This window comes from Streptomyces sp. R-07, from assembly GCF_049913175.1.
In the GTDB taxonomy this organism is placed as follows: Bacteria; Actinomycetota; Actinomycetes; order Streptomycetales; family Streptomycetaceae; genus Streptomyces.
Genome location: NZ_CP183978.1, coordinates 3,470,755 through 3,489,369, shown reverse-complemented (window position 1 = coordinate 3,489,369; position 18,615 = coordinate 3,470,755). Strand labels below are relative to the sequence as shown.

The 18,615-nt window shown below is 73.3% G+C and carries 16 protein-coding genes; 7 read left to right on the top strand and 9 right to left on the bottom strand.

Annotated features, from left to right (window positions below; translation table 11 throughout):
• Positions 1 to 80: 80 nt before the first annotated feature.
• Positions 81 to 1,667, top strand: a complete 1,587-nt coding sequence (locus ACN9M0_RS15750) for an MDR family MFS transporter (RefSeq protein WP_366036817.1) — start codon at positions 81 to 83, stop codon at positions 1,665 to 1,667.
• Between the two features lie 75 nt (positions 1,668 to 1,742).
• On the opposite strand, the gene cseC is transcribed toward ACN9M0_RS15750, so the two are convergent.
• From cseC to ACN9M0_RS15720, 6 genes are all read right to left on the bottom strand, one after another.
• Positions 1,743 to 3,059, bottom strand: a complete 1,317-nt coding sequence (gene cseC, locus ACN9M0_RS15745) for a two-component system sensor histidine kinase CseC (RefSeq protein ID WP_366036816.1) — start codon at positions 3,057 to 3,059, stop codon at positions 1,743 to 1,745.
• A 12-nt stretch (positions 3,060 to 3,071) separates the two neighbouring features.
• Positions 3,072 to 3,776, bottom strand: coding sequence for a two-component system response regulator CseB (gene cseB, locus ACN9M0_RS15740; protein ID WP_366036815.1), 705 nt, complete (start codon positions 3,774 to 3,776; stop codon positions 3,072 to 3,074).
• 67 nt (positions 3,777 to 3,843) lie between these two features.
• Entirely contained in the window at positions 3,844 to 4,653 is an 810-nt protein-coding gene (locus tag ACN9M0_RS15735; protein WP_366036814.1) for a hypothetical protein, read from the bottom strand.
• A complete protein-coding gene (locus tag ACN9M0_RS15730) occupies positions 4,641 to 5,213 on the bottom strand; it encodes a SigE family RNA polymerase sigma factor (protein ID WP_366036813.1) in 573 nt (190 codons plus the stop codon). The genes ACN9M0_RS15735 and ACN9M0_RS15730 overlap by 13 nt, the downstream gene beginning before the upstream one ends.
• 159 nt (positions 5,214 to 5,372) lie before the next feature.
• Positions 5,373 to 6,299: an A/G-specific adenine glycosylase gene (locus tag ACN9M0_RS15725; protein WP_426403781.1), complete on the bottom strand. Its 927-nt coding sequence runs from the start codon at positions 6,297 to 6,299 to the stop codon at positions 5,373 to 5,375.
• Positions 6,300 to 6,331: 32 nt separating this feature from the next.
• Entirely contained in the window at positions 6,332 to 7,015 is a 684-nt protein-coding gene (locus ACN9M0_RS15720; RefSeq protein WP_426403780.1) for a phosphatase PAP2 family protein, read from the bottom strand.
• A gap of 224 nt (positions 7,016 to 7,239) precedes the next feature.
• Here ACN9M0_RS15720 and ACN9M0_RS15715 point away from each other — a divergent pair, with 224 nt between their 5' ends.
• On the top strand, positions 7,240 to 8,103 hold the full coding sequence (locus ACN9M0_RS15715) for a hypothetical protein (protein WP_426403779.1): 864 nt from the start codon (positions 7,240 to 7,242) through the stop codon (positions 8,101 to 8,103).
• A 164-nt stretch (positions 8,104 to 8,267) separates the two neighbouring features.
• Here the strand turns inward: ACN9M0_RS15715 and disA are convergent, their stop codons facing one another.
• Complete coding sequence (gene disA, locus ACN9M0_RS15710) at positions 8,268 to 9,392, bottom strand: DNA integrity scanning diadenylate cyclase DisA (protein ID WP_366036809.1); 1,125 nt, start codon at positions 9,390 to 9,392, stop codon at positions 8,268 to 8,270.
• Positions 9,393 to 9,674: 282 nt separating this feature from the next.
• Positions 9,675 to 11,078: a DNA repair protein RadA gene (radA, locus tag ACN9M0_RS15705; protein WP_366036808.1), complete on the bottom strand. Its 1,404-nt coding sequence runs from the start codon at positions 11,076 to 11,078 to the stop codon at positions 9,675 to 9,677.
• A gap of 195 nt (positions 11,079 to 11,273) precedes the next feature.
• On the opposite strand from radA, the gene ACN9M0_RS15700 reads away from it, so the two are divergent.
• The gene (locus ACN9M0_RS15700; protein ID WP_426403778.1) at positions 11,274 to 13,049 is read left to right on the top strand and encodes a BACON domain-containing protein; all 1,776 of its coding nucleotides are present in this window, start codon (positions 11,274 to 11,276) and stop codon (positions 13,047 to 13,049) included.
• 78 nt (positions 13,050 to 13,127) lie between these two features.
• On the opposite strand, the gene ACN9M0_RS15695 is transcribed toward ACN9M0_RS15700, so the two are convergent.
• A complete protein-coding gene (locus ACN9M0_RS15695) occupies positions 13,128 to 13,922 on the bottom strand; it encodes a hypothetical protein (RefSeq protein ID WP_399699480.1) in 795 nt (264 codons plus the stop codon).
• A 125-nt stretch (positions 13,923 to 14,047) separates the two neighbouring features.
• On the opposite strand from ACN9M0_RS15695, the gene ACN9M0_RS15690 reads away from it, so the two are divergent.
• The 4 genes from ACN9M0_RS15690 (at position 14,048) to ilvD (ending at position 18,541) form a co-directional block, all read left to right on the top strand.
• A complete protein-coding gene (locus tag ACN9M0_RS15690; RefSeq protein ID WP_366036805.1) occupies positions 14,048 to 14,980 on the top strand; it encodes a Ppx/GppA phosphatase family protein in 933 nt (310 codons plus the stop codon).
• A gap of 77 nt (positions 14,981 to 15,057) precedes the next feature.
• On the top strand, positions 15,058 to 15,954 hold the full coding sequence (locus ACN9M0_RS15685) for a sugar phosphate isomerase/epimerase family protein (protein WP_366036804.1): 897 nt from the start codon (positions 15,058 to 15,060) through the stop codon (positions 15,952 to 15,954).
• Positions 15,951 to 16,562 carry a TetR family transcriptional regulator gene (locus ACN9M0_RS15680; RefSeq protein WP_366036803.1) on the top strand — a complete coding sequence of 204 codons (612 nt, stop codon included), beginning with the start codon at positions 15,951 to 15,953 and terminating at the stop codon, positions 16,560 to 16,562. The genes ACN9M0_RS15685 and ACN9M0_RS15680 overlap by 4 nt, the downstream gene beginning before the upstream one ends.
• A gap of 125 nt (positions 16,563 to 16,687) precedes the next feature.
• On the top strand, positions 16,688 to 18,541 hold the full coding sequence (gene ilvD / locus ACN9M0_RS15675; RefSeq protein ID WP_366036802.1) for a dihydroxy-acid dehydratase: 1,854 nt from the start codon (positions 16,688 to 16,690) through the stop codon (positions 18,539 to 18,541).
• Positions 18,542 to 18,615 lie beyond the last annotated feature (74 nt).

Sequence of the window (18,615 nt, the reverse complement as noted above, 5' to 3'; positions counted from 1 at the left end):
GACGACCGGCAAGTTACGGGTCTACCGTCCCCAGTGTAGTAACTAGCCGGGCGGCAAGTAAGGGAGCGACGGGGACCGACATGGCGACGAAACAGAACGTTCAGGCAGCACAGGGGGAGGCTGCGGACCCGCAGCCGCGCAGCGTACGCGTCGTCCTCCTCGCCCTCATGATCGCGATGCTGCTCGCGATGCTGGACAACATGATCATCGGCACCGCGATGCCGACGATCGTCGGTGAGCTCGGCGGCCTGGAGCACCTCTCCTGGGTCGTCACCGCCTACACCCTGGCCACCGCCGCCTCCACCCCCCTCTGGGGCAAGTTCGGCGACATGTTCGGCCGCAAGGGCGTCTTCCTCACCTCGATCGTGATCTTCCTGATCGGCTCGGCGCTCAGCGGCATGGCCCAGGACATGGGCCAGCTCATCGGCTTCCGCACGATCCAGGGCCTCGGAGCCGGCGGCCTCATGGTCGGCGTCATGGCGATCATCGGCGACCTGATCCCGCCCCGCGAGCGCGGCAAGTACCAGGGCATGATGGCCGGCGTGATGGCCCTCGCCATGATCGGCGGCCCCCTCGTCGGCGGCACCATCACCGACCACTGGGGCTGGCGCTGGTCCTTCTACATCAACCTGCCGCTCGGCGTCGTCGCCCTCGCCATGGTCACCACCGTCCTGCACCTGCCGAAGAAGCAGCGCGCCACGGGCACCCGGATCGACTTCCTCGGCGCCGCGCTGCTGACCGCCGGCATCACCGCGATCGTCCTCGTCACCACCTGGGGCGGCACGGAGTACGCCTGGGGCTCGGCCACCATCGTCGGCCTCACGATCGGCGGCGCCGCCGCGCTCGCCGCGTTCCTCTTCGTCGAGACCCGCGCGAGCGACCCGATCATGCCGCTGCACATCTTCCGCAGCCGCAACTTCACCCTGATGTCCCTGATCGGCTTCATCACCGGCTTCGTGATGTTCGGCGCGGTCCTCTACCTGCCGATCTTCCAGCAGTCCGTCCAGGGCGCCTCGGCCACCAACTCCGGTCTGCTGCTCCTGCCGATGCTGCTGTCGATGATGGTCGTCTCGCTGCTCGTCGGCCGCTTCACCACCAGCACCGGCAAGTACAAGGTCTTCCCGATCGCGGGCAGCGCGCTCATGGTGGCCGGCCTCTTCCTGCTCTCCACCATGGACACCGGGACCTCGCGCCTGGTCTCCGGGATCTGGATGGCCGTCCTCGGCGCCGGCATGGGCTTCCTCATGCAGATCACCATGCTGGTCGCCCAGAACAGCGTCGAGATGAAGGACATGGGCGTCGCCTCGTCCTCCACCACCCTCTTCCGGACGCTCGGCTCCTCCTTCGGCGTCGCGATCATGGGCGCACTCTTCACCAGCCGCGTCCAGGACGAGATGACGTCCCGCGGCGGGGCAGGCCTCACGGACCGGACCGCCCAGCTCGACGCGGCGAGCCTCGCCAAGCTGCCGGCCGCGCTCCGCGAGGCCTACCAGCACGCGGTCGCCTCCGGCACCCACGGCGCCTTCCTGGTCGCCTCGGCCGTCGCCGTCCTCGGCTTCGTCCTCGCCTTCTTCGTCAAGGAGGTGGCGCTGCGCGGTGCGGGACCGGCCGCGGCGCCTAAGGCGGAGTCCGGCGACGACACGGCCAAGGTCGCCGAGACGGTCTGAGCGCAGCGGTAGTACGTACGGCGGAGGGGCCGGGTCCTGGACAAGGACCCGGCCCCTCCGCCGTGCCCGCCGGCCTCAGCCCTGCAGCCGCAGCACCGGGAAGCTCCCCGTGTTCGTCGGCGCGTGGTCCGGCAGCCACAGCACCGCGATGGCGCCGCCCACCCCGTCCGGAGCCCCCTCGGAGGCCACGTTCCGGAAGGTCAGCCGGGCGCCGAGGACCCGGGCCTGGCCCGCCGCGATCGTCAGGCCCAGGCCGTGGCCCTGGCCCGCACGGTCGCTCGTCCCCGTACGGAAACGGCTCGGGCCCTCCTTGAGCAGCGCCTCGGGGAAACCCGGACCGTGGTCGCGGACGCGGACCACCCGGCCCTCGACGGTGACCTCGACCGGCGGCTTGCCGTGCTTGGCCGCGTTGGCGAGGAGATTGCCCAGGACGCGCTCCAGTCGGCGCGGGTCGGTGTTCACCCAGGACTCGTGCACGACCCGGACGACGACCTCCGGGTCCAGGGACCGCACCCGCCGCTCCACGAACTCGCCGAGCGCGATCTCCTGGAGCTCGGCCCGCTCCGACGCGCTGTCGAGCCGGGCCACCTCCAGGACGTCCTCGACCAGCGTCCGCATGGCCTGCGCCCGGTCCCGTACGAGCTCGGTGGGACGCCCCGGCGGCAGGAGCTCGGCCGCCGTGAGAAGCCCGGTGACGGGGGTGCGCAGCTCGTGCGCGATGTCGGCGGTGACCCGGCGTTCGGCCTCGATCCGCTCGTTCAGGGCGTCGGTCAGGGCGTCCACCGCCCACGCCAGGTCGTCCGTCTCGTCCCGTACGACCCCGCCGACGGCGTCCCGCACCCGTACGTCCGTGTTGCCCTGGGCGACCCGGCCGGCCGCGACCGCGGCCTTCCGCAGCCGCCGCGAGAGCTGCCCGCCGATGAGCACGCCGAGCGCGCAGCCGCCGAAGACCACCGACACCGAGCCGATGACGAGGGCCCGGTCCAGATCGTTCATGATCGTCGCGCTGCGGTCGGCGAAGGGGATGTGCAGCGAGAGGACGTCGCCGTTGGCGAGCGGCACGGCCGCCCACACGTCGGGCGGCCCGCCGTGCCGGTGCTCCTGCACGTACGTCCCGCGCCGCTTGTCCCGCATCAGCTGGCCGAGCTGGGCCGGCAGCGCCGGATCGTTGATCTTCGTGCCGAAGCGGGGCTCCTTGGGCTTCGACGTCTCGTACATCCGCTGGGCGAAGAGCAGCCGCTCCATCTGCACCTCGCGGGCGTTGTCGAGCATCGAGATGCGGGCGGCGTTGTGCACGACGATGCTCAGGGTCACCGCGATGAGGGCGCCGACCGCCGCGATGGCGACGGCGATCTTCCAGCGGACCCCGGTCCGCAGGGGCAGGAACTTCACCGGTTCAGTGACCTAGCTCTTGAGCTTGTAGCCGAAGCCGCGGACGGTGTCGATCCGGTCCTGGCCGATCTTGGCGCGCAGCCGCTGGACGTGGACGTCCACGACGCGGGTGTCGCCGCCCCAGCCGTAGTCCCAGACCCGCTCCAGCAGCTTGTCCCGGGACAGCACGGTGCCCGGCGCCGACGAGAACTCCAGCAGCAGCCGCATCTCGGTCGGGGTCAGCGCCACCGGCACCCCGCCCCTGCGGACCTCCATGCCCTCGGTGTCGACCTCCAGGTCGCCGAAGGCGAGGAGTCCGCCGCCGTCCGCCGGCTCGTCCCCGCGCTCACCCGCGCCGGGGCCGCCCGCGTGCCCGAAGCGGCGCAGCACGGCCCGGATGCGGGCCATCAGGACGGAGCCGTCGAAGGGCTTGGTGACGTAGTCGTCGGCCCCGGCCTCCAGGCCGAGCACGACGTCGATCGAGTCGGCGCGCGCCGAGAGCATGATGACGGGCACGGTCGACTCGTCGCGGATGCGGCGGCAGAGGCTGACCCCGTCCATGCCCGGCAGCATCACGTCGAGGAGGGCGATGTCCGGCCGCTGCGCCCGGAAGGCGTCCAGGCCGGAGAGCCCGTCGGGCATGGCGGTCACCCGGAAGCCGTCCCGCTCCAGGGCGAGCTGGGTGGCCTCACGGATGACGTCGTCGTCCTCGACGAACAGGACATGGGTTTCGGCCATCGTGCGTGCCCTTCGGGGTCTGTGCGCTCTCTCGGAGTGGGTGGGGGTACGGCGCCGGGTGGGCGGATCAGTTCGCGGGGGGCTCGCTGGGCGCGGGCTCCGCGGTGCCGGCCTCGCCCTCGTCGACGGCCCGGCTGTAGTCGTTGTGCACCCAGTCGTGCTGGGTGAAGCTGTTCCCCGACCAGCGGTAGGTGATCACGTCCTCGCCCGAGGGATAGGCGACCGGGTCGCCCTTCGCGTACACCTGCTTCGTGACGACGAGGTCGCCCCGGTCGATCGTGGCGTAGACCGCCGCGTCCTCGGCCATGAACACGTTCTCGTACTTGTCGCTCTGCTTGCGGTAGACGTACGTGCCGATGCCGACGGCATCGCCGCAGGTCATCACGTTGACGACGACGTCGGGGGCGGCGGCGCCGGTGATGTTGCCGTACGAGGCGTCCACCGGGTACGCGTCCGCGACGCACGGCTTCAGATCGCCCTTGAGCCGCGCGCCGATCTTCGGGTCGGCCTTCAGGAGCGCGATCGGATCCACCCGCTCGGCCGACTGCGGGCCGGAGGTGGCGGTGGCGGAGGGGGTGGGTGCGGCGGCGGCGATCTCGTCGGTGCGGGCCGCGCCCTCGTCGCGGGAGCCGGTGCCGCCGGTGGAGCAGGCGGCCAGGGACAGCCCTATGGCGACGAGCCCGGCCGTGGCCGTGACGCTCGCCGCCCTGACGGTACGGCGCGGGCGGCGGCGCCCGGTCGGATACCGGTCGTCGCCGCCGCCGAAGCCGCCGAAGCCGGGGGTGCCGCTGAGGCGGTCGAAGCTGCTGGTGCCGCTGACGCCCCGCTCGTGGTCGTCGTGTCTTCTGCCGTCGGGTTCGCCGTCTAGGCCGCGCACCGCTCCCGCCCCCCTTCGTCACCTCGTACGGTCGCACGCTCCCCGGTCCGCCCCAGGGCACGGGCGTCGAGGTCACGGCTCTCCAGCTCCTGGCGGAGCCGGGCGAGCGCGCGGTGGAGCGTCGACTTCACCGTACCCGTCGACATGCCGAGCGCCGCCGCCGTCTCCTCCGTGCTCATCTGCTCCCAGTGCCGCAGGACGACGACGCTGCGCTGCTTCGGCGCGAGCACCTTCAGGACGTCCATGAGGAGGGCGCGGTCGGCGTGCTGCTCGGTCGGGTCGTCGACGCTCGCGTCGGGCAGCTGCTCGGTCGGGACCTCTTCGAGCTTGCGGGAGCGCCACCACTCGGTCCGGGTGTTGATCATGACCCGGCGCAGGTAGGCGTCGGCGAGGGACTTGTCGGCGATGCCGTCCCAGCGGCCGTACGTCCGGGCGAGGGCCGTCTGGAGGAGGTCTTGGGCGTCGACGGGGTCGGCGACGAGACGGCGGGCGCTGCGCAGCAGCGCGTCCTGCCGTGTGCGTACGTACTCCTCGAAGTCGAGCACCTCGCCGTGCCTCATCCGAACCGCCTCCGATCCCCGTGACCTGCTTGTTCCTCGTGTCGTGGACGACGCTACGGAGCGCTTGTCACGGGGCTGTGCGGGGCAGCCGTCGGTGGACGCACGGCTACCCATCGGTTGTGTAACAGCAGGGGCGGATGGGGTTTGAGGCTCCGGGCCTCAGGACAACGGCAGCCGGTACCGGTCGCCGTCCAGCGGTTCGACGAGCCCGTCCGCCACCAGCCCGTCCAGGGCCCGGGCCCGCTGCACCGGCTCGTCCCAGACCGCGTCCAGGGCCGCCTGCGCCACCGGGCCCGCCGACTCCCGCAGCACCGCGAGGAGCCGGCCGCGGACCTGCCGGTCGGTCCCGGCGTACGTCTGGCCGCGCCGCGGCGGACCGTCGTGCGCCGGCTTCCCCGAGAGCCGCCAGGCGCACCGCTCGGCGATCGGGCAGCGCCCGCAGTCCTCGTTCTTCGCCGTGCACACCAGCGCGCCCAGCTCCATGGAGGCGGCCGCCCAGCGGGACGCCGTCGTCTCGTCCTCCGGCAGCAGCGCGCGGGCGAGCCGCCGCTCGGCGGCCGTGGTCGCGTTCGGCGGGTACTGGACGCCGGTCGCCGCCCGCGCGAAGACCCGGCGCACGTTGGTGTCCAGGACCGCGTGCCGCTGCCCGTACGCGAAGGAGGCCACCGCCGCCGCCGTGTACTCGCCGATGCCGGGCAGCGCGAGCAGCTGCCCGTGGTCACGGGGTACGTCGCCGCGGTGCCGTTCCGTTATGGCGACGGCCGCCGCGTGCAGACGCAGCGCCCGGCGCGGGTAGCCGAGCCGGCCCCAGGCGCGGACCGCCTCGCCGGGGGCCTCGGCGGCCAGGTCGGCCGGGCGCGGCCAGCGCGCGAGCCACTGCTCGTACACCGGGAGGACCCGGACGACCGGGGTCTGCTGGAGCATGAACTCGCTGACCATGACGCCCCAGGCGCCGGCCTCGGGGCGGCGCCAGGGCAGGTCGCGGGCGTGCCGGTCGAACCAGGCGAGGACGGGCCCGTGCAGCTCGGCGGGGAACGCCGGCGCGACGGGGGCCTCGGAAGCGGAGGGAGTGTCGATGGAAGTCATGGCACCCCGATCCTGGCACGTCCCCGGCGGGATCAGTACGCGCCGTGGCGTGCGCGAGAGCGCCGCGAGGAGTGCGCGGGAGCGTGCGCGGAGGCGTGCGCGTGCGCCCCGCGCCCCGCGCACCACACCACGGCCGAGCTCCGGCTCGACCGGGCCGTCTCCACCACGGACCGTACGGGCCGCTCCGCCGCCCGCATCACGACGAAGGCCACCAGGGCGCCGGCGAGCAGGCCGACGGTCACGTCGTGCGGGTAGTGGACCCCGACGAAGACCCGGGAGAAGGCCATGAGCAGCGCCATCGGCACGGTCAGCCAGACGATCCCGCGCCAGGACAGGGCGAGCGCGATCGCCGCGGCGCCCGCGATGGCCGAGTGGTTGCTGGGGAAGGACCAGTCGCCGTGCGGCGGACAGGCGACGAGCGAGGCGGGCGCGCCGGCGACCGCTCGGCACGGACGTTCCTCGTCGACCAGCGACTTCAGCGCCTCGCTCACCACATAACCGAAGGCCGTCGCGACCGGGGCGAGCAGCGCGAGCGCCATCGCCCGGCTCGAACCCTCCCGGGAGCGCCACCAGCCGGCGAGGAACAGCACGCCGAAGAGCAGCAGCCCGAGCTCCGTCCACACCTCGGCGAGCCACTGGAACCAGTGGGGGGTGGAGTGGGCGAAGTCGGCGACGTCGAGATACAGACGGTCGGAGAGGTCGAGAAGGGTGTCCATGGGGCACGACGCTAACCGGAATCCGGACTCCGCCGCCCCGGACCAACGGCCGGAGCGACCCCCGACGAAAGTGGGGGGCCGCGATTCGCGCCGGTTCCCTACGGTTTCCGGCGGGGTTCCGGGAAAAGTTCCCGGAACGGACGGATGTGATCATCGGCAAAACTTGAGATCTCGGGCGGCGGGTGGGGCGGGAGTTGGCCCGGATCTCTCGTAAGGTTCGGGGCGTGGGATCTTTGCGCAATCCGGTCGGGCCGCTTCCCTCCACCATCTACTGGCGACGGAGGGCGGTGGCGGCGTGCCTGGTGGCGCTTCTCGCCCTGCTCGCCGTGTGGGCCGTCACCTCCGGTGACAGCGGCGGGAAGAAGACGAACGACGCCGCCAACGGCTCGTCGCCGACCCCGCCCTCGATCACCCCCGGGCCCTCCGGCACCGGCCCGGCGATCAGCCAACAGCCCGGCGGACGCGACGAGTCGGGCGACTCCGGCGAGACCGCCGGCGACAACGGCGGCTCGGGAGACACCGGTACGGACGCGGGCGCAGACGCCGGTACGGACGCGGGTACGGACTCCGGCGCCGAGGGCGCGGGAGGCACCGCGGGCACCGGCAAGAACGGCGACACCGACGGCGCCGGCGGCGACGGAGGCGCGGGCACCGGAGCGGGCCAGCAGGTCCCGGCCGACTCGCCGCTCCCGAACTGCCCCGCCGGAGCGCTGCAGTTGACGCTCCGCTCCACCAAGGTCACCTACGAGACGGGGGAGAAGCCCCGCTTCCACCTCGTCGCCAAGAACACCTCGGACACCGCCTGCAAGGCCGACTTCGGGCCCCGCAGCGCGGTTCTGACGATCAGTGACGACCGGGACCGTGAGGTCTGGTCCACCGCCGACTGCCCGCGCCCCGGCAACCCGGTCCTGCTGCGCGTCCCCGCGCACGCCACCGTCACCCACACCGTGGAATGGGACCGCGGCCGCAGCGCCCCGCAGTGCGCCACCACCCCCGCGGGCCAGGCCGGCCCCGGCACCTACCTGGTGGAGGCCACGATGCCGGGCGCCAAGGTGCTCCCGGCCTCGTTCAGGCTCGCGAAGGACTGAGCCGGGCGGTACGCGAAGGACCGGGAGTCCCGCCGAGGCTCAGGCGTACCGCTCCGGGATCCGCGCCCCGGACGTACGGCTTGACTTACCGCTCCGGGACCCGCGCCCCGGAGGTACGGCTGGACGTACCGCTCCGGGACCCGGACGCACGGCTGGACGTCCGGCTAGACGTACCGCTCCAGGATCGAGGACTCCGCGAGCCGCGACAGGCCCTCGCGGACGCTGCGGGCACGGGCCTCGCCGACACCGTCGACGGTCTGCAGGTCGTCCACGCTCGCCGCGAGCAGCTTCTGCAGCCCGCCGAAGTGCTCCACCAGCCGCTCGATGATCGCGCCCGGCAGCCGCGGCACCTTCGCCAGGAGCCGGTAGCCGCGCGGCGAGACCGCCGAGTCGAGGGTCTCGGGCGAGCCGGTGTAGCCGAGGGCCCGCGCCACGACCGGAAGTTCGAGCAGCTCGGTGTGGGTGAGCGCGTCCAGCTCGGTGAGCGCCTCGGCGACCGTCCGCGAACGCTTCGCCGTCGGCTCCGGCACGTAGTCCCGGATCACCAGCTCGCGCTCCGGCTCCACGCCCGCGATCAGCTCGTCGAGCTGGAGCGAGAGGAGCCGTCCGTCGGTGCCGAGCTCGACCACGTACTCGGCGATCTCGGTGGCGATCCGGCGGACCATCTCCAGACGCTGCGCGACCGCGGTGACGTCCCGGACCGTGACCAGGTCCTCGATCTCCAGGGCGGAGAGCGTGCCGGCCACCTCGTCGAGCCGGAGCTTGTACCGCTCCAGGGTCGCGAGCGCCTGGTTGGCGCGGGACAGGATCGCGGCCGACTCCTCCAGGACCCGGCGCTCACCGTCCACGTACAGCGCGATCAGACGCATCGACTGGGAGACCGAGACGACCGGGAAGTTGCACTGCTTGGAGACCCGGTCCGCGGTGCGGTGCCGGGTGCCGGTCTCCTCGGTGGGGATGGAGGCGTCCGGGACCAGCTGCACACCCGCGCGGTGGATCTTGGTGATGTCCTTGTCGAGGACGAGCGCGCCGTCGAGCTTGCACAGCTCACGCAGGCGCGTGGCGGCGAACTCGACGTCCAGCACGAAACCGCCGGTGCACATCGAGTCGACCGTCTTGTCGAGGCCGAGGACGATGAGACCGCCCGTGTTTCCCCGGAGGATCCGCTCCAGGCCGTCGCGCAGCGCGGTGCCCGGCGCGACCGCGCTCAGGGCGGCGCGCATCAGCGCTTCGTTGCCGGAGCCTGCGCCGGACTTTCCAGGAGCTGCTGCCCCGTCCTTGGCTGCCACTGCTCTCCTCCGGCTCGTACGGATGGGCGAGACCAGGGCAAAGTCTAGCGACACCGCCCCGCCCCCCTCCGCCCCCGACCGATCCGGGGTGGTCCGAAAGGGGTCCCCACCCCGCCGGACGACCGACCCCCGGCCCCGTCAGACACCACGGCCGACCCTCGGCACCGTCCGGTACCGCGGCCCTCTCGGGGGCCACGGCCGACCGTCGGCCCCGTCCGTACCGCGGCTACCCCTCGGCCCCGTCAGGCACGACGCCCGGCCCCCCGCCGTCCGGTACCGCGGCTACCCCTCGGCCCCCTCCGGCGCCTTCGCGCGGCGGCTTCGTGGCAGCACCCGCAGCGCGTCCCCCATGTCCGCCACCTCCGTCACCTTCATGCCCGCCGGCACCTTCCCCGGGTCCACCGGGACCAGGGCGTGCGTGAAACCGAGACGGTGCGCCTCGGCGAGCCGCCGCTGCACGCCCGTCACCCGCCGCACCTCGCCCGCGAGCCCGACCTCGCCGATCGCCACCAGGTTCTTCGGCAGCGGGGTGTCGCTCGCCGCCGAGGCCAGCGCGAGCGCGATGGCCAGGTCGGCGGCGGGTTCGGTGAGCTTCACGCCGCCGACGGTCGCGCTGTAGATGTCCCGCTTGCCCAGCGCGCTGATCCGGCCGCGCTGCTCCAGGACCGCCAGCATCATCGAGACCCGGGAGGTCTCCAGGCCCGAGGTCGTCCGCCGCGGCGACGGGATCTGCGAGTCGACCGTCAGCGCCTGCACCTCGGCGACGAGCGGCCGCTTGCCCTCCAGGGTGACCGTGAGGCAGGTGCCGGGCACGGCCACGTCACGCCGGGTCAGGAAGAGCCCGGAGGGGTCGGCGAGCCCCGTGATGCCCTCGTCGTGCAGCTCGAAGCAGCCGACCTCGTCGGTCGCCCCGTACCGGTTCTTCACGCCCCGGACCAGGCGCAGGCGCGCGTGCCGGTCGCCCTCGAAGCTCAGGACGACGTCCACCAGGTGCTCCAGGAGCCGGGGTCCCGCGATGGCTCCGTCCTTGGTGACGTGGCCGACCAGGAGCGTCGCCATGCCGCGCTCCTTGGAGGCCCGGATGAGGGCGCCGGCGACCTCGCGGACCTGGGCCATGCCGCCGGGCGCGCCGTCGATCTCGGGGGAGGCGACGGTCTGCACCGAGTCCATGATCAGCAGAGAGGGCTTCACGGCGTCGAGGTGCCCGAGGACGGCCGACAGGTCGGTCTCGGCCGCCAGGTACAGATGGTCGCTGAGCGCGTTGATCCGGTCGGCGCGCAGCCGGACCTGGCTCGCGGACTCCTCGCCCGTGACGTACAGCGTGCGGTGCTCGTCGCTCGACGCCTTGGCCGCCACGTCGAGCAGGAGCGTGGACTTGCCGACGCCGGGCTCGCCCGCGAGCAGCACGACGGCGCCGGGCACCAGCCCCCCGCCGAGGACCCGGTCCAGCTCGTCGACTCCGGTCGAGCGCGCGGTCGCCTGCCGGCTGTCGACCTGCCCGATGGGCACGGCGGCGGTGGAGACACGGCCGGCGGCGGTCGTCCGCACGGCGGGCGCGCCGTACTCCTCGACCGTCCCCCAGGCCTGGCACTCGGGGCAGCGGCCGAGCCACTTGGCCGTCTGCCAGCCGCACTCGGTGCAGCGGTAGGACGGCCGGTCCTTGGCGGTTTTCGTACGGGCAGCCATGAGCGACACCGTATCCGCCGCCACCGACAACGGGCCGCGCTCGTCCACAGGGGGAGCCTCGAACCTCCACCCGGGGGTCACGACGGCACCGGAACGCCGGGTTCCTGTCCTCTTTCGAGCGATACCTTCACCCGTAAGAATGAGAATGGAGCAACCGGTACGAAGAGTGCCCCCCGCCCTGCCTACGGTCGCCCAGTGACGAGCAGCAGGCTGGAATCCCCCGCACGCACCACCGGCGCACACCGGGCGCACCGCGCCACGGACCAGGGACCGCGCACGCTCGGCCGCCGGCCCCCCGCCCGTTACGAGGCCGCCCTCGACGGCCTCTTCACGTACTGCCTCTCCGTGCTCTGCGACCACGACACGGCCACCGCCGTCCTCGGCGACGTCCTCGCCGTCGCCGAGCGCCACCACGGCCGCTGCCCCTCCGACGGGGACGGGCGCACGGCCTGGCTGTACGCCCTCGCCCGCTGGGCCTGCCTGCGCAGCCTCGGCGAGCAGCGCGGCAAGCGCCAGGGCGCCCACACCGGCCGCCCGGCCGTCACCGCTCCCGAGCCGCCCCGGGTCTCCGCGGAGACCGCCGAGCGGCGCCGCGCCGAGCTGGCCCTGCTCGCCTGGCCCGAGGCCGCCGGCACCACGCCCGAGCAGCGCGAGGCCCTGGAGCTCGCCGTGCGGCACGGTCTCAGCCACCGCCAGGTCGCCGCCGTGCTCTCCCTCGACCCGCTCGCCGCCCGCGAGCTCCTCGCCACCGCCGGCTGCGAGGTCGAGCGCACCCGCGCCGCGCTCGCCGTCGTCGAGACCGGCAGCTGTCCCACCGTCGCCCGGCTCACCGGCGACCACCAGGTGCTCCTCTCGGCCGCCCTGCGCGCCGAACTCGTCCGGCACGTCGACGACTGCCCCCGCTGCCGCCGTGCCGCAGAGCGCGTGGGCGCCGCCAGCCCCTGGCCCGGCGCCAAGGCCCTCCCGCAGGACCGGCTGCCGCTCGTCGAGGCGCCCAGGGCCGCCGCGTACATGGCGATGCTCCACGTCCCGCGCGCGCGTGCCGGTGCCCCGCGGTTCGCGCCGACCGGCTTCCCGATGGACCCGAAGGACCACGTCGCCCGCCGCGACCGGATGCGGGCCCGGGCGGTCACCACCACCGTCGTCGCCGCCGTGGTCGCCGCCCCCGTCCTCGCCCTGTGGACCTCCTACCGGGGCACCCCGGTAGGCGACACCGCCGGCCGCGACGGGGGCAGGATCAGCGCGCGCGAGGCGGACGAACCGGTGGGCCCGGACGGCGGCCCCTACGACCGCTACGAGAACGCGGGCAACGCCCGCACCACCCCGGAGCCCCGTTTCACCCGGGCGAGTCGCGCCCCCGACGTCTCCGTGGAGGTCGTCAGCCCCGGCGGCCCCACCGAACCGGCCCGGCCCGGCGAACCCGCCGCCGGCTGGATCACGGTCACCGCCACCGGCCACGGCGACGTCACGGTGCTCACGCTCACCGCCTCCGGCGGCGCCCCCGTCGACTGGTCGCTGTGGACGGATGCGCCCTGGCTGTACGTGACCCGGGCCTCCGGCACGCTCCGCCCCGGCGAGACCGTCACGATCACCGTCCGCGTCGACCGCGCCCGCGCACCCGCCGGCGCCTGGAGCGCCCGGGTCGGGGTGGACCCCTCGGGCGCGGTCGTCAGGATCGACGGCCGCGGCCCGTCGAAGCCACCGGTCGGCCGGGTCATCACGCCCCCGCCGGTCACGACGACGGAACCGACCACCCCGCCCACGTCCCCGCCGACGACGGAACCGACCGAGCCGCCCACGACCCCGCCCACGACGGAACCGACCACACCGCCGCCGACCGAGCCCACGACCCCGCCGCCGACCACGGACCCGACGACCCCGCCACCGACGACCGAGGAACCCCCGCCCACGACCTCGGACCCGGGCACACCCCCGCAGTCGCCGGAGGACCCGCCCCCGTCGTCCTCCTGAGCCCTAGGAGGGACCCGCTTCCTGATCCCTACGCGGGATCCGCTTCCTGAGCCCTAGGAGGGATCCGCTTCCTGATCCCTACGCGGGATCCGCCGGGTGCGGGGCGACCAGCGGCAGCTGCGAGGCGAGCCGCGCCTCGCACAGCCCGGCCAGGACCCCGTACGCCTCCTCGCCCATCATCTCGACGAGCTCGGGGCGGTACGAGACGTAGACCGGCTCACCGCCGACGTGCGCCGAGGTCGCCGTCGTGCAGTACCAGTGCAGGTCGTGGCCGCCGGGACCCCAGCCGCGCCGGTCGTACTCGCCGATCGACACCTGGAGCACCCGGCTGTCGTCGGGGCGGTCGATCCAGTCGTACGTCCGCCGCACCGGCAGCTGCCAGCACACGTCCGGCTTCGTCTCCAGCGGCTCCCGGCCCTCCTTCATCGCCAGGATGTGCAGCGAGCAGCCGGCGCCGCCCGCGAAGCCGGGCCGGTTCTGGAAGATGCAGGACCCCTCCCAGCGGCGGGTCTGCCGGTCGCCGTCCTCGTCGAGCTGCACCCAGCCCGACTCGCTGCCGACGTCGTGGAACTGCCACAGCTCCGGCGTCAGCCGGGCCACATGACCGGCGACCCGCTTCTCGTCGTCCTCGTCGGAGAAGTGCGCGCCCAGCGTGCAGCAGCCGTCGTCGGCGCGCCCCTCCTGGATGCCCTGGCAGCCGTTGCCGAAGATGCAGGTCCAGCGTGAGGTCAGCCAGGTCAGGTCGCAGCGGAAGACCTGCTCCTCGTCGGTCGGATCGGAGAACTCGACCCACGCGCGCGCGAAGTCGAGCCCCTTCTCGTCCGGCTCCTCGGCCTTGCCCCGCTTCTGCTTCCCGGCCTTGACCGCCTTCACGGCCTTCGCCGCGTGCGCGGTCCTGGCCGCCTTCACGTCGCCGTCGCGGTCTTTGTCCGGCTTCGCCTTCTTCGTCTTTGGCACAACACCAAGCGTATGCGGGCCGGAGCAGTAGCGTTCCGCCCATGAGACTCGGAGTCCTCGACGTCGGTTCGAACACAGTGCACCTCCTGGTGGTGGACGCCCACCCCGGCGCCCGGCCGCTGCCCGCCCACTCGCACAAGGCGGAGCTGCGGCTCGCCGAGCTGCTCGACGAGCGGGGTGCGATCGCGCCCGGCGGCGTCGAGCGGCTCATCGCGACCGTGCGGGACGCGCTCCTGGCCGCCGAGGACAAGGGCTGCGAGGAGGTGCTGCCCTTCGCGACCTCCGCGGTGCGCGAGGCCAGCAACGCCGACGCGGTCCTCGCGCGCGTGAAGGACGAGACCGGGGTCGACCTCCAGGTCCTCACCGGTGAGGAGGAGGCCCGCCTCACCTTCCTCGCCGCCCGCCGCTGGTTCGGCTGGTCCGCTGGCAAGCTGCTGCTCCTCGACATCGGCGGCGGCTCCCTCGAAGTCGCGTACGGCATCGACGAGGACCCGGACACGGCGGTCTCCCTGCCCCTCGGCGCCGGCCGGCTGACCGCGGGCTGGCTGCCGGGCGACCCGGCCGACACCGCCGACGTGAAGGCGCTGCGCCGCCACGTGCGCGCGCAGATCGCCCGTACGGTCGGCGAGTTCAGCCGCTTCGGCCGCCCCGACCACGTCGTGGCCACCTCCAAGACCTTCAAGCAGCTCGCCAGGATCGCGGGCGCGCCGGGCTCGGGGGAGGGGCTCTACGTCCAGCGGATCCTGTCCCGGAAGTCCCTGGAGGAGTGGGTCCCGCGCCTCGCCGGCATGACCGCTCCCGAGCGCGCCGCCCTGCCCGGTGTCTCGGAGGGACGCGCCGGACAGCTCCTCGCGGGCGCGCTCGTCGCGGAGGGCGCGATGGACCTGCTCGGCGTCGAGGAGCTGGAGATCTGCCCCTGGGCCCTGCGCGAGGGCGTCATCCTGCGCCGCCTGGACCACCTGCCGGAGCACTGACGGATCGCACGAGGCAGCGGCCGGTGCGTGACCGGAACCACCCTCCGGCCCCCCGGCCCGCCCCGTACCCTGTCTCCGTGGCAGAACCAGTGGTGCGCATCCCGGATGCGAAGGTCGCCCTGTCGACGGCCTCGGTCTATCCGGAGTCGACGGCGACGGCCTTCGAGATCGCCGCGCGCCTCGGGTACGACGGCGTCGAGATCATGGTGTGGACCGATCCGGTCAGCCAGGACGTCGAGGCGCTGCGCCGGCTCTCCGACTACCACCAGGTCCCGATCCTGGCCGTGCACGCCCCCTGTCTCCTCATCACCCAGCGCGTCTGGTCCACCGATCCGTGGACCAAGCTCCAGCGCGCGCAGTCGGCGGCCGAGCGGCTCGGCGCGTCGACGGTCGTCGTGCACCCGCCGTTCCGCTGGCAGCGCCAGTACGCCAAGGACTTCGTGACCGGCATCTGGCGGATGGCCGACGAGACGGACGTCCGCTTCGCCGTCGAGAACATGTACCCGTGGCGGTACAAGGACCGCGAGATGCTCGCGTACGCCCCCGAGTGGGACGTCACCAAGGACGACTACCGGCACTTCACCGTCGACCTCTCGCACACCGCGACCGCCCGCACCGACGCCCTCGCGATGATCGACCGCATGGGCGACCGGCTCGGCCACGTCCACCTCGCCGACGGCAAGGGCTCCGCCAAGGACGAGCACCTCGTCCCGGGGCGCGGCACCCAGCCCTGCGCCGAGCTCCTGGAGCGGCTCGCGCTCACCGGCTTCGACGGGCACGTCGTCATCGAGGTCAACACCCGCCGTGCGATGTCAGCCGCCGAACGCGAGGCCGATCTCGCGGAGGCCCTCGCCTTCACCCGGCTCCACCTCGCCACGGCGACCGGCCGCCACGCTCCGGCCCCCCACTCCGCCCCGGCGGCCACGCACCCCGCTCCGGCCGCCCGCCCGACCGGGCGGGCACCCCGCCCATGACGGACCCGGCCCCGCGCCGGCGCGGCCGCCCGTCCCGTACCGAGGAGGAGAGCGGACCGGACGCACGGACCCGCATCCTGGAGGCGGCCCGCGCCCAGTTCGCCGAGCGCGGCTACGACAAGGCCTCGGTGCGCGGCATCGCCAAGGCCGCAGGGGTGGACCCGGCGCTCGTGCACCACTACTTCGGGACGAAGGACGAGGTCTTCGCCGCCGCCATCGAGGTCTCCTTCGAGCCCACGGCCGTCGTCCCGGCGATCCTCGGCGGCCCCCGCGAGGCCATCGGCGAACGGCTCGCGCGCTTCTTCATCGGCGTCTGGGAGAACCCGGCCTCCCGGGCCCCGCTCCTCGCGATCGTCCGCTCCGCGCTCACCCACGAGGCGGCGGCCAAGGTGCTGCGGAGCTTCGTGCTGCGCCGGCTCCTGGAGCGGATCGCGGCCGAGCTGGACGTGCCGGACCCGAGCTTCCGCGCGGAGCTGGCCGCGTCCCACATGATCGGGATCGTGATCATGCGGTACGTGATCCAGGTCGAGCCGCTGGCCTCGGCGGACCCGGAGCGGATCGTCGAACAGGTGGCCCCGACCCTCCAGCGCTACCTGACCGAAGCCTGAGGAGTAGGCGTACAGGCCCGTCCGAGACCTGAACACCCGTCCCGTATTGCGGACGCCCTGTCCAGATCTTGGAGTGTCGGCGTACGCTCGAAAGCAAGCACACCCATCACGAGGAGCGAGCAGCGATGCCCGAGCTGAGGTCCCGCACTGTCACCCACGGCCGCAACATGGCGGGCGCACGCGCCCTTATGCGCGCCTCCGGTGTACCCGGCGCGGACATCGGCCGGAAGCCGATCATCGCCGTGGCCAACTCCTTCACGGAGTTCGTCCCCGGCCACACCCACCTCCAGCCGGTCGGCCGGATCGTCTCCGAGGCCATCACCGCCGCCGGCGGCATCGCCCGCGAGTTCAACACGATCGCCGTCGACGACGGCATCGCGATGGGCCACGGCGGCATGCTCTACTCGCTGCCCTCCCGCGACCTGATCGCCGACAGCGTGGAGTACATGGTCGAGGCGCACTGCGCCGACGCCCTGATCTGCATCTCCAACTGCGACAAGATCACCCCCGGCATGCTGATGGCCGCCCTGCGCCTCAACATCCCGACGGTCTTCGTCTCCGGCGGTCCGATGGAGGCCGGGCGCGCGACGCTGGTCGACGGCACGGTCCGCACCCTCGACCTGGTCGACGCGATGTCCGACGCCGTGAACCCCAAGATCTCGGACGAGGACATCCTCCGGATCGAGGAGAACGCCTGCCCGACCTGCGGGTCCTGTTCCGGCATGTTCACCGCCAACTCGATGAACTGCCTGACCGAGGCGATCGGCCTCTCCCTCCCGGGCAACGGCTCGCTGCTCGCCACCCACACCGCCCGCAAGGGGCTGTACGAGGACGCGGCCCGCACGGTCGTCGACATCACCCGTCGCTACTACGACGAGGACGACGCCTCCGTCCTGCCGCGCTCCATCGCGACCCGCGGTGCCTTCGAGAACGCCATGGCCCTCGACATCGCCATGGGCGGCTCGACCAACACGATCCTGCACCTGCTCGCCGCCGCCCAGGAGGCCGAGCTCGACTACGGCCTGCCCGACATGGACGAGGTCTCGCGCCGGGTGCCCTGCCTGGCCAAGGTCGCCCCGAACGTCGCCAAGGACCGCACGTACTACATGGAGGACGTGCACCGGGCGGGCGGCATCCCGGCCCTCCTCGGCGAGCTGTACCGCGCCGGTCTCCTCGACGAGGACGTCCACTCCGTCCACTCCCGCTCCATCAAGGAGTGGCTGGACACCTGGGACGTCCGCGGCGGCTCCCCGTCGGACGAGGCAGTCGAGCTGTTCCACGCGGCCCCCGGCTGCGTCCGCTCGGCGACCGCCTTCTCCCAGTCCGAGCGCTGGGCGGCGCTCGACGTGGACGCGGCCGGCGGCTGCATCCGCGACGCGGCCCACGCGTACTCGAAGGACGGCGGCCTCGCCGTCCTGCACGGCAACCTCGCCGTCGACGGCTGTGTCGTGAAGACGGCCGGCGTCGACGAGTCGATCTGGACCTTCGAGGGCCCGGCGGTCGTCTGCGAGTCGCAGGACGAGGCCGTCGAGAAGATCCTGAACAAGCAGGTCAAGGACGGCGACGTGGTCGTCATCCGGTACGAGGGCCCGCGCGGCGGCCCCGGCATGCAGGAGATGCTCTACCCGACCTCCTTCCTCAAGGGCCGGGGCCTGGGCAAGACCTGCGCCCTCGTCACGGACGGCCGCTTCTCGGGCGGCACCTCGGGTCTGTCCATCGGCCACGCCTCGCCGGAGGCGGCGTCGGGCGGCACGATCGCGCTCGTCGAGGACGGCGACCGCATCCGCATCGACATCCCGAACCGCTCGATCGAGCTCCTCGTCGACGACGCGACCCTCGCGGCCCGCCGGGAGGCCCTCGGCGGCGTGTACGCGCCGAAGAACCGGCAGCGCAAGGTGTCGGCGGCGCTGCGGGCGTACGCGGCGATGGCCACGAGCGCCGACAAGGGCGCGGTCCGGGACGTGTCGAAGCTGGGCTGAGCCCGGCAGCAGACATACGACGGAGGGGAGCGGGCCGAGAAGCCCGCTCCCCTCCGTCGTTCCGTAGGTCAGAT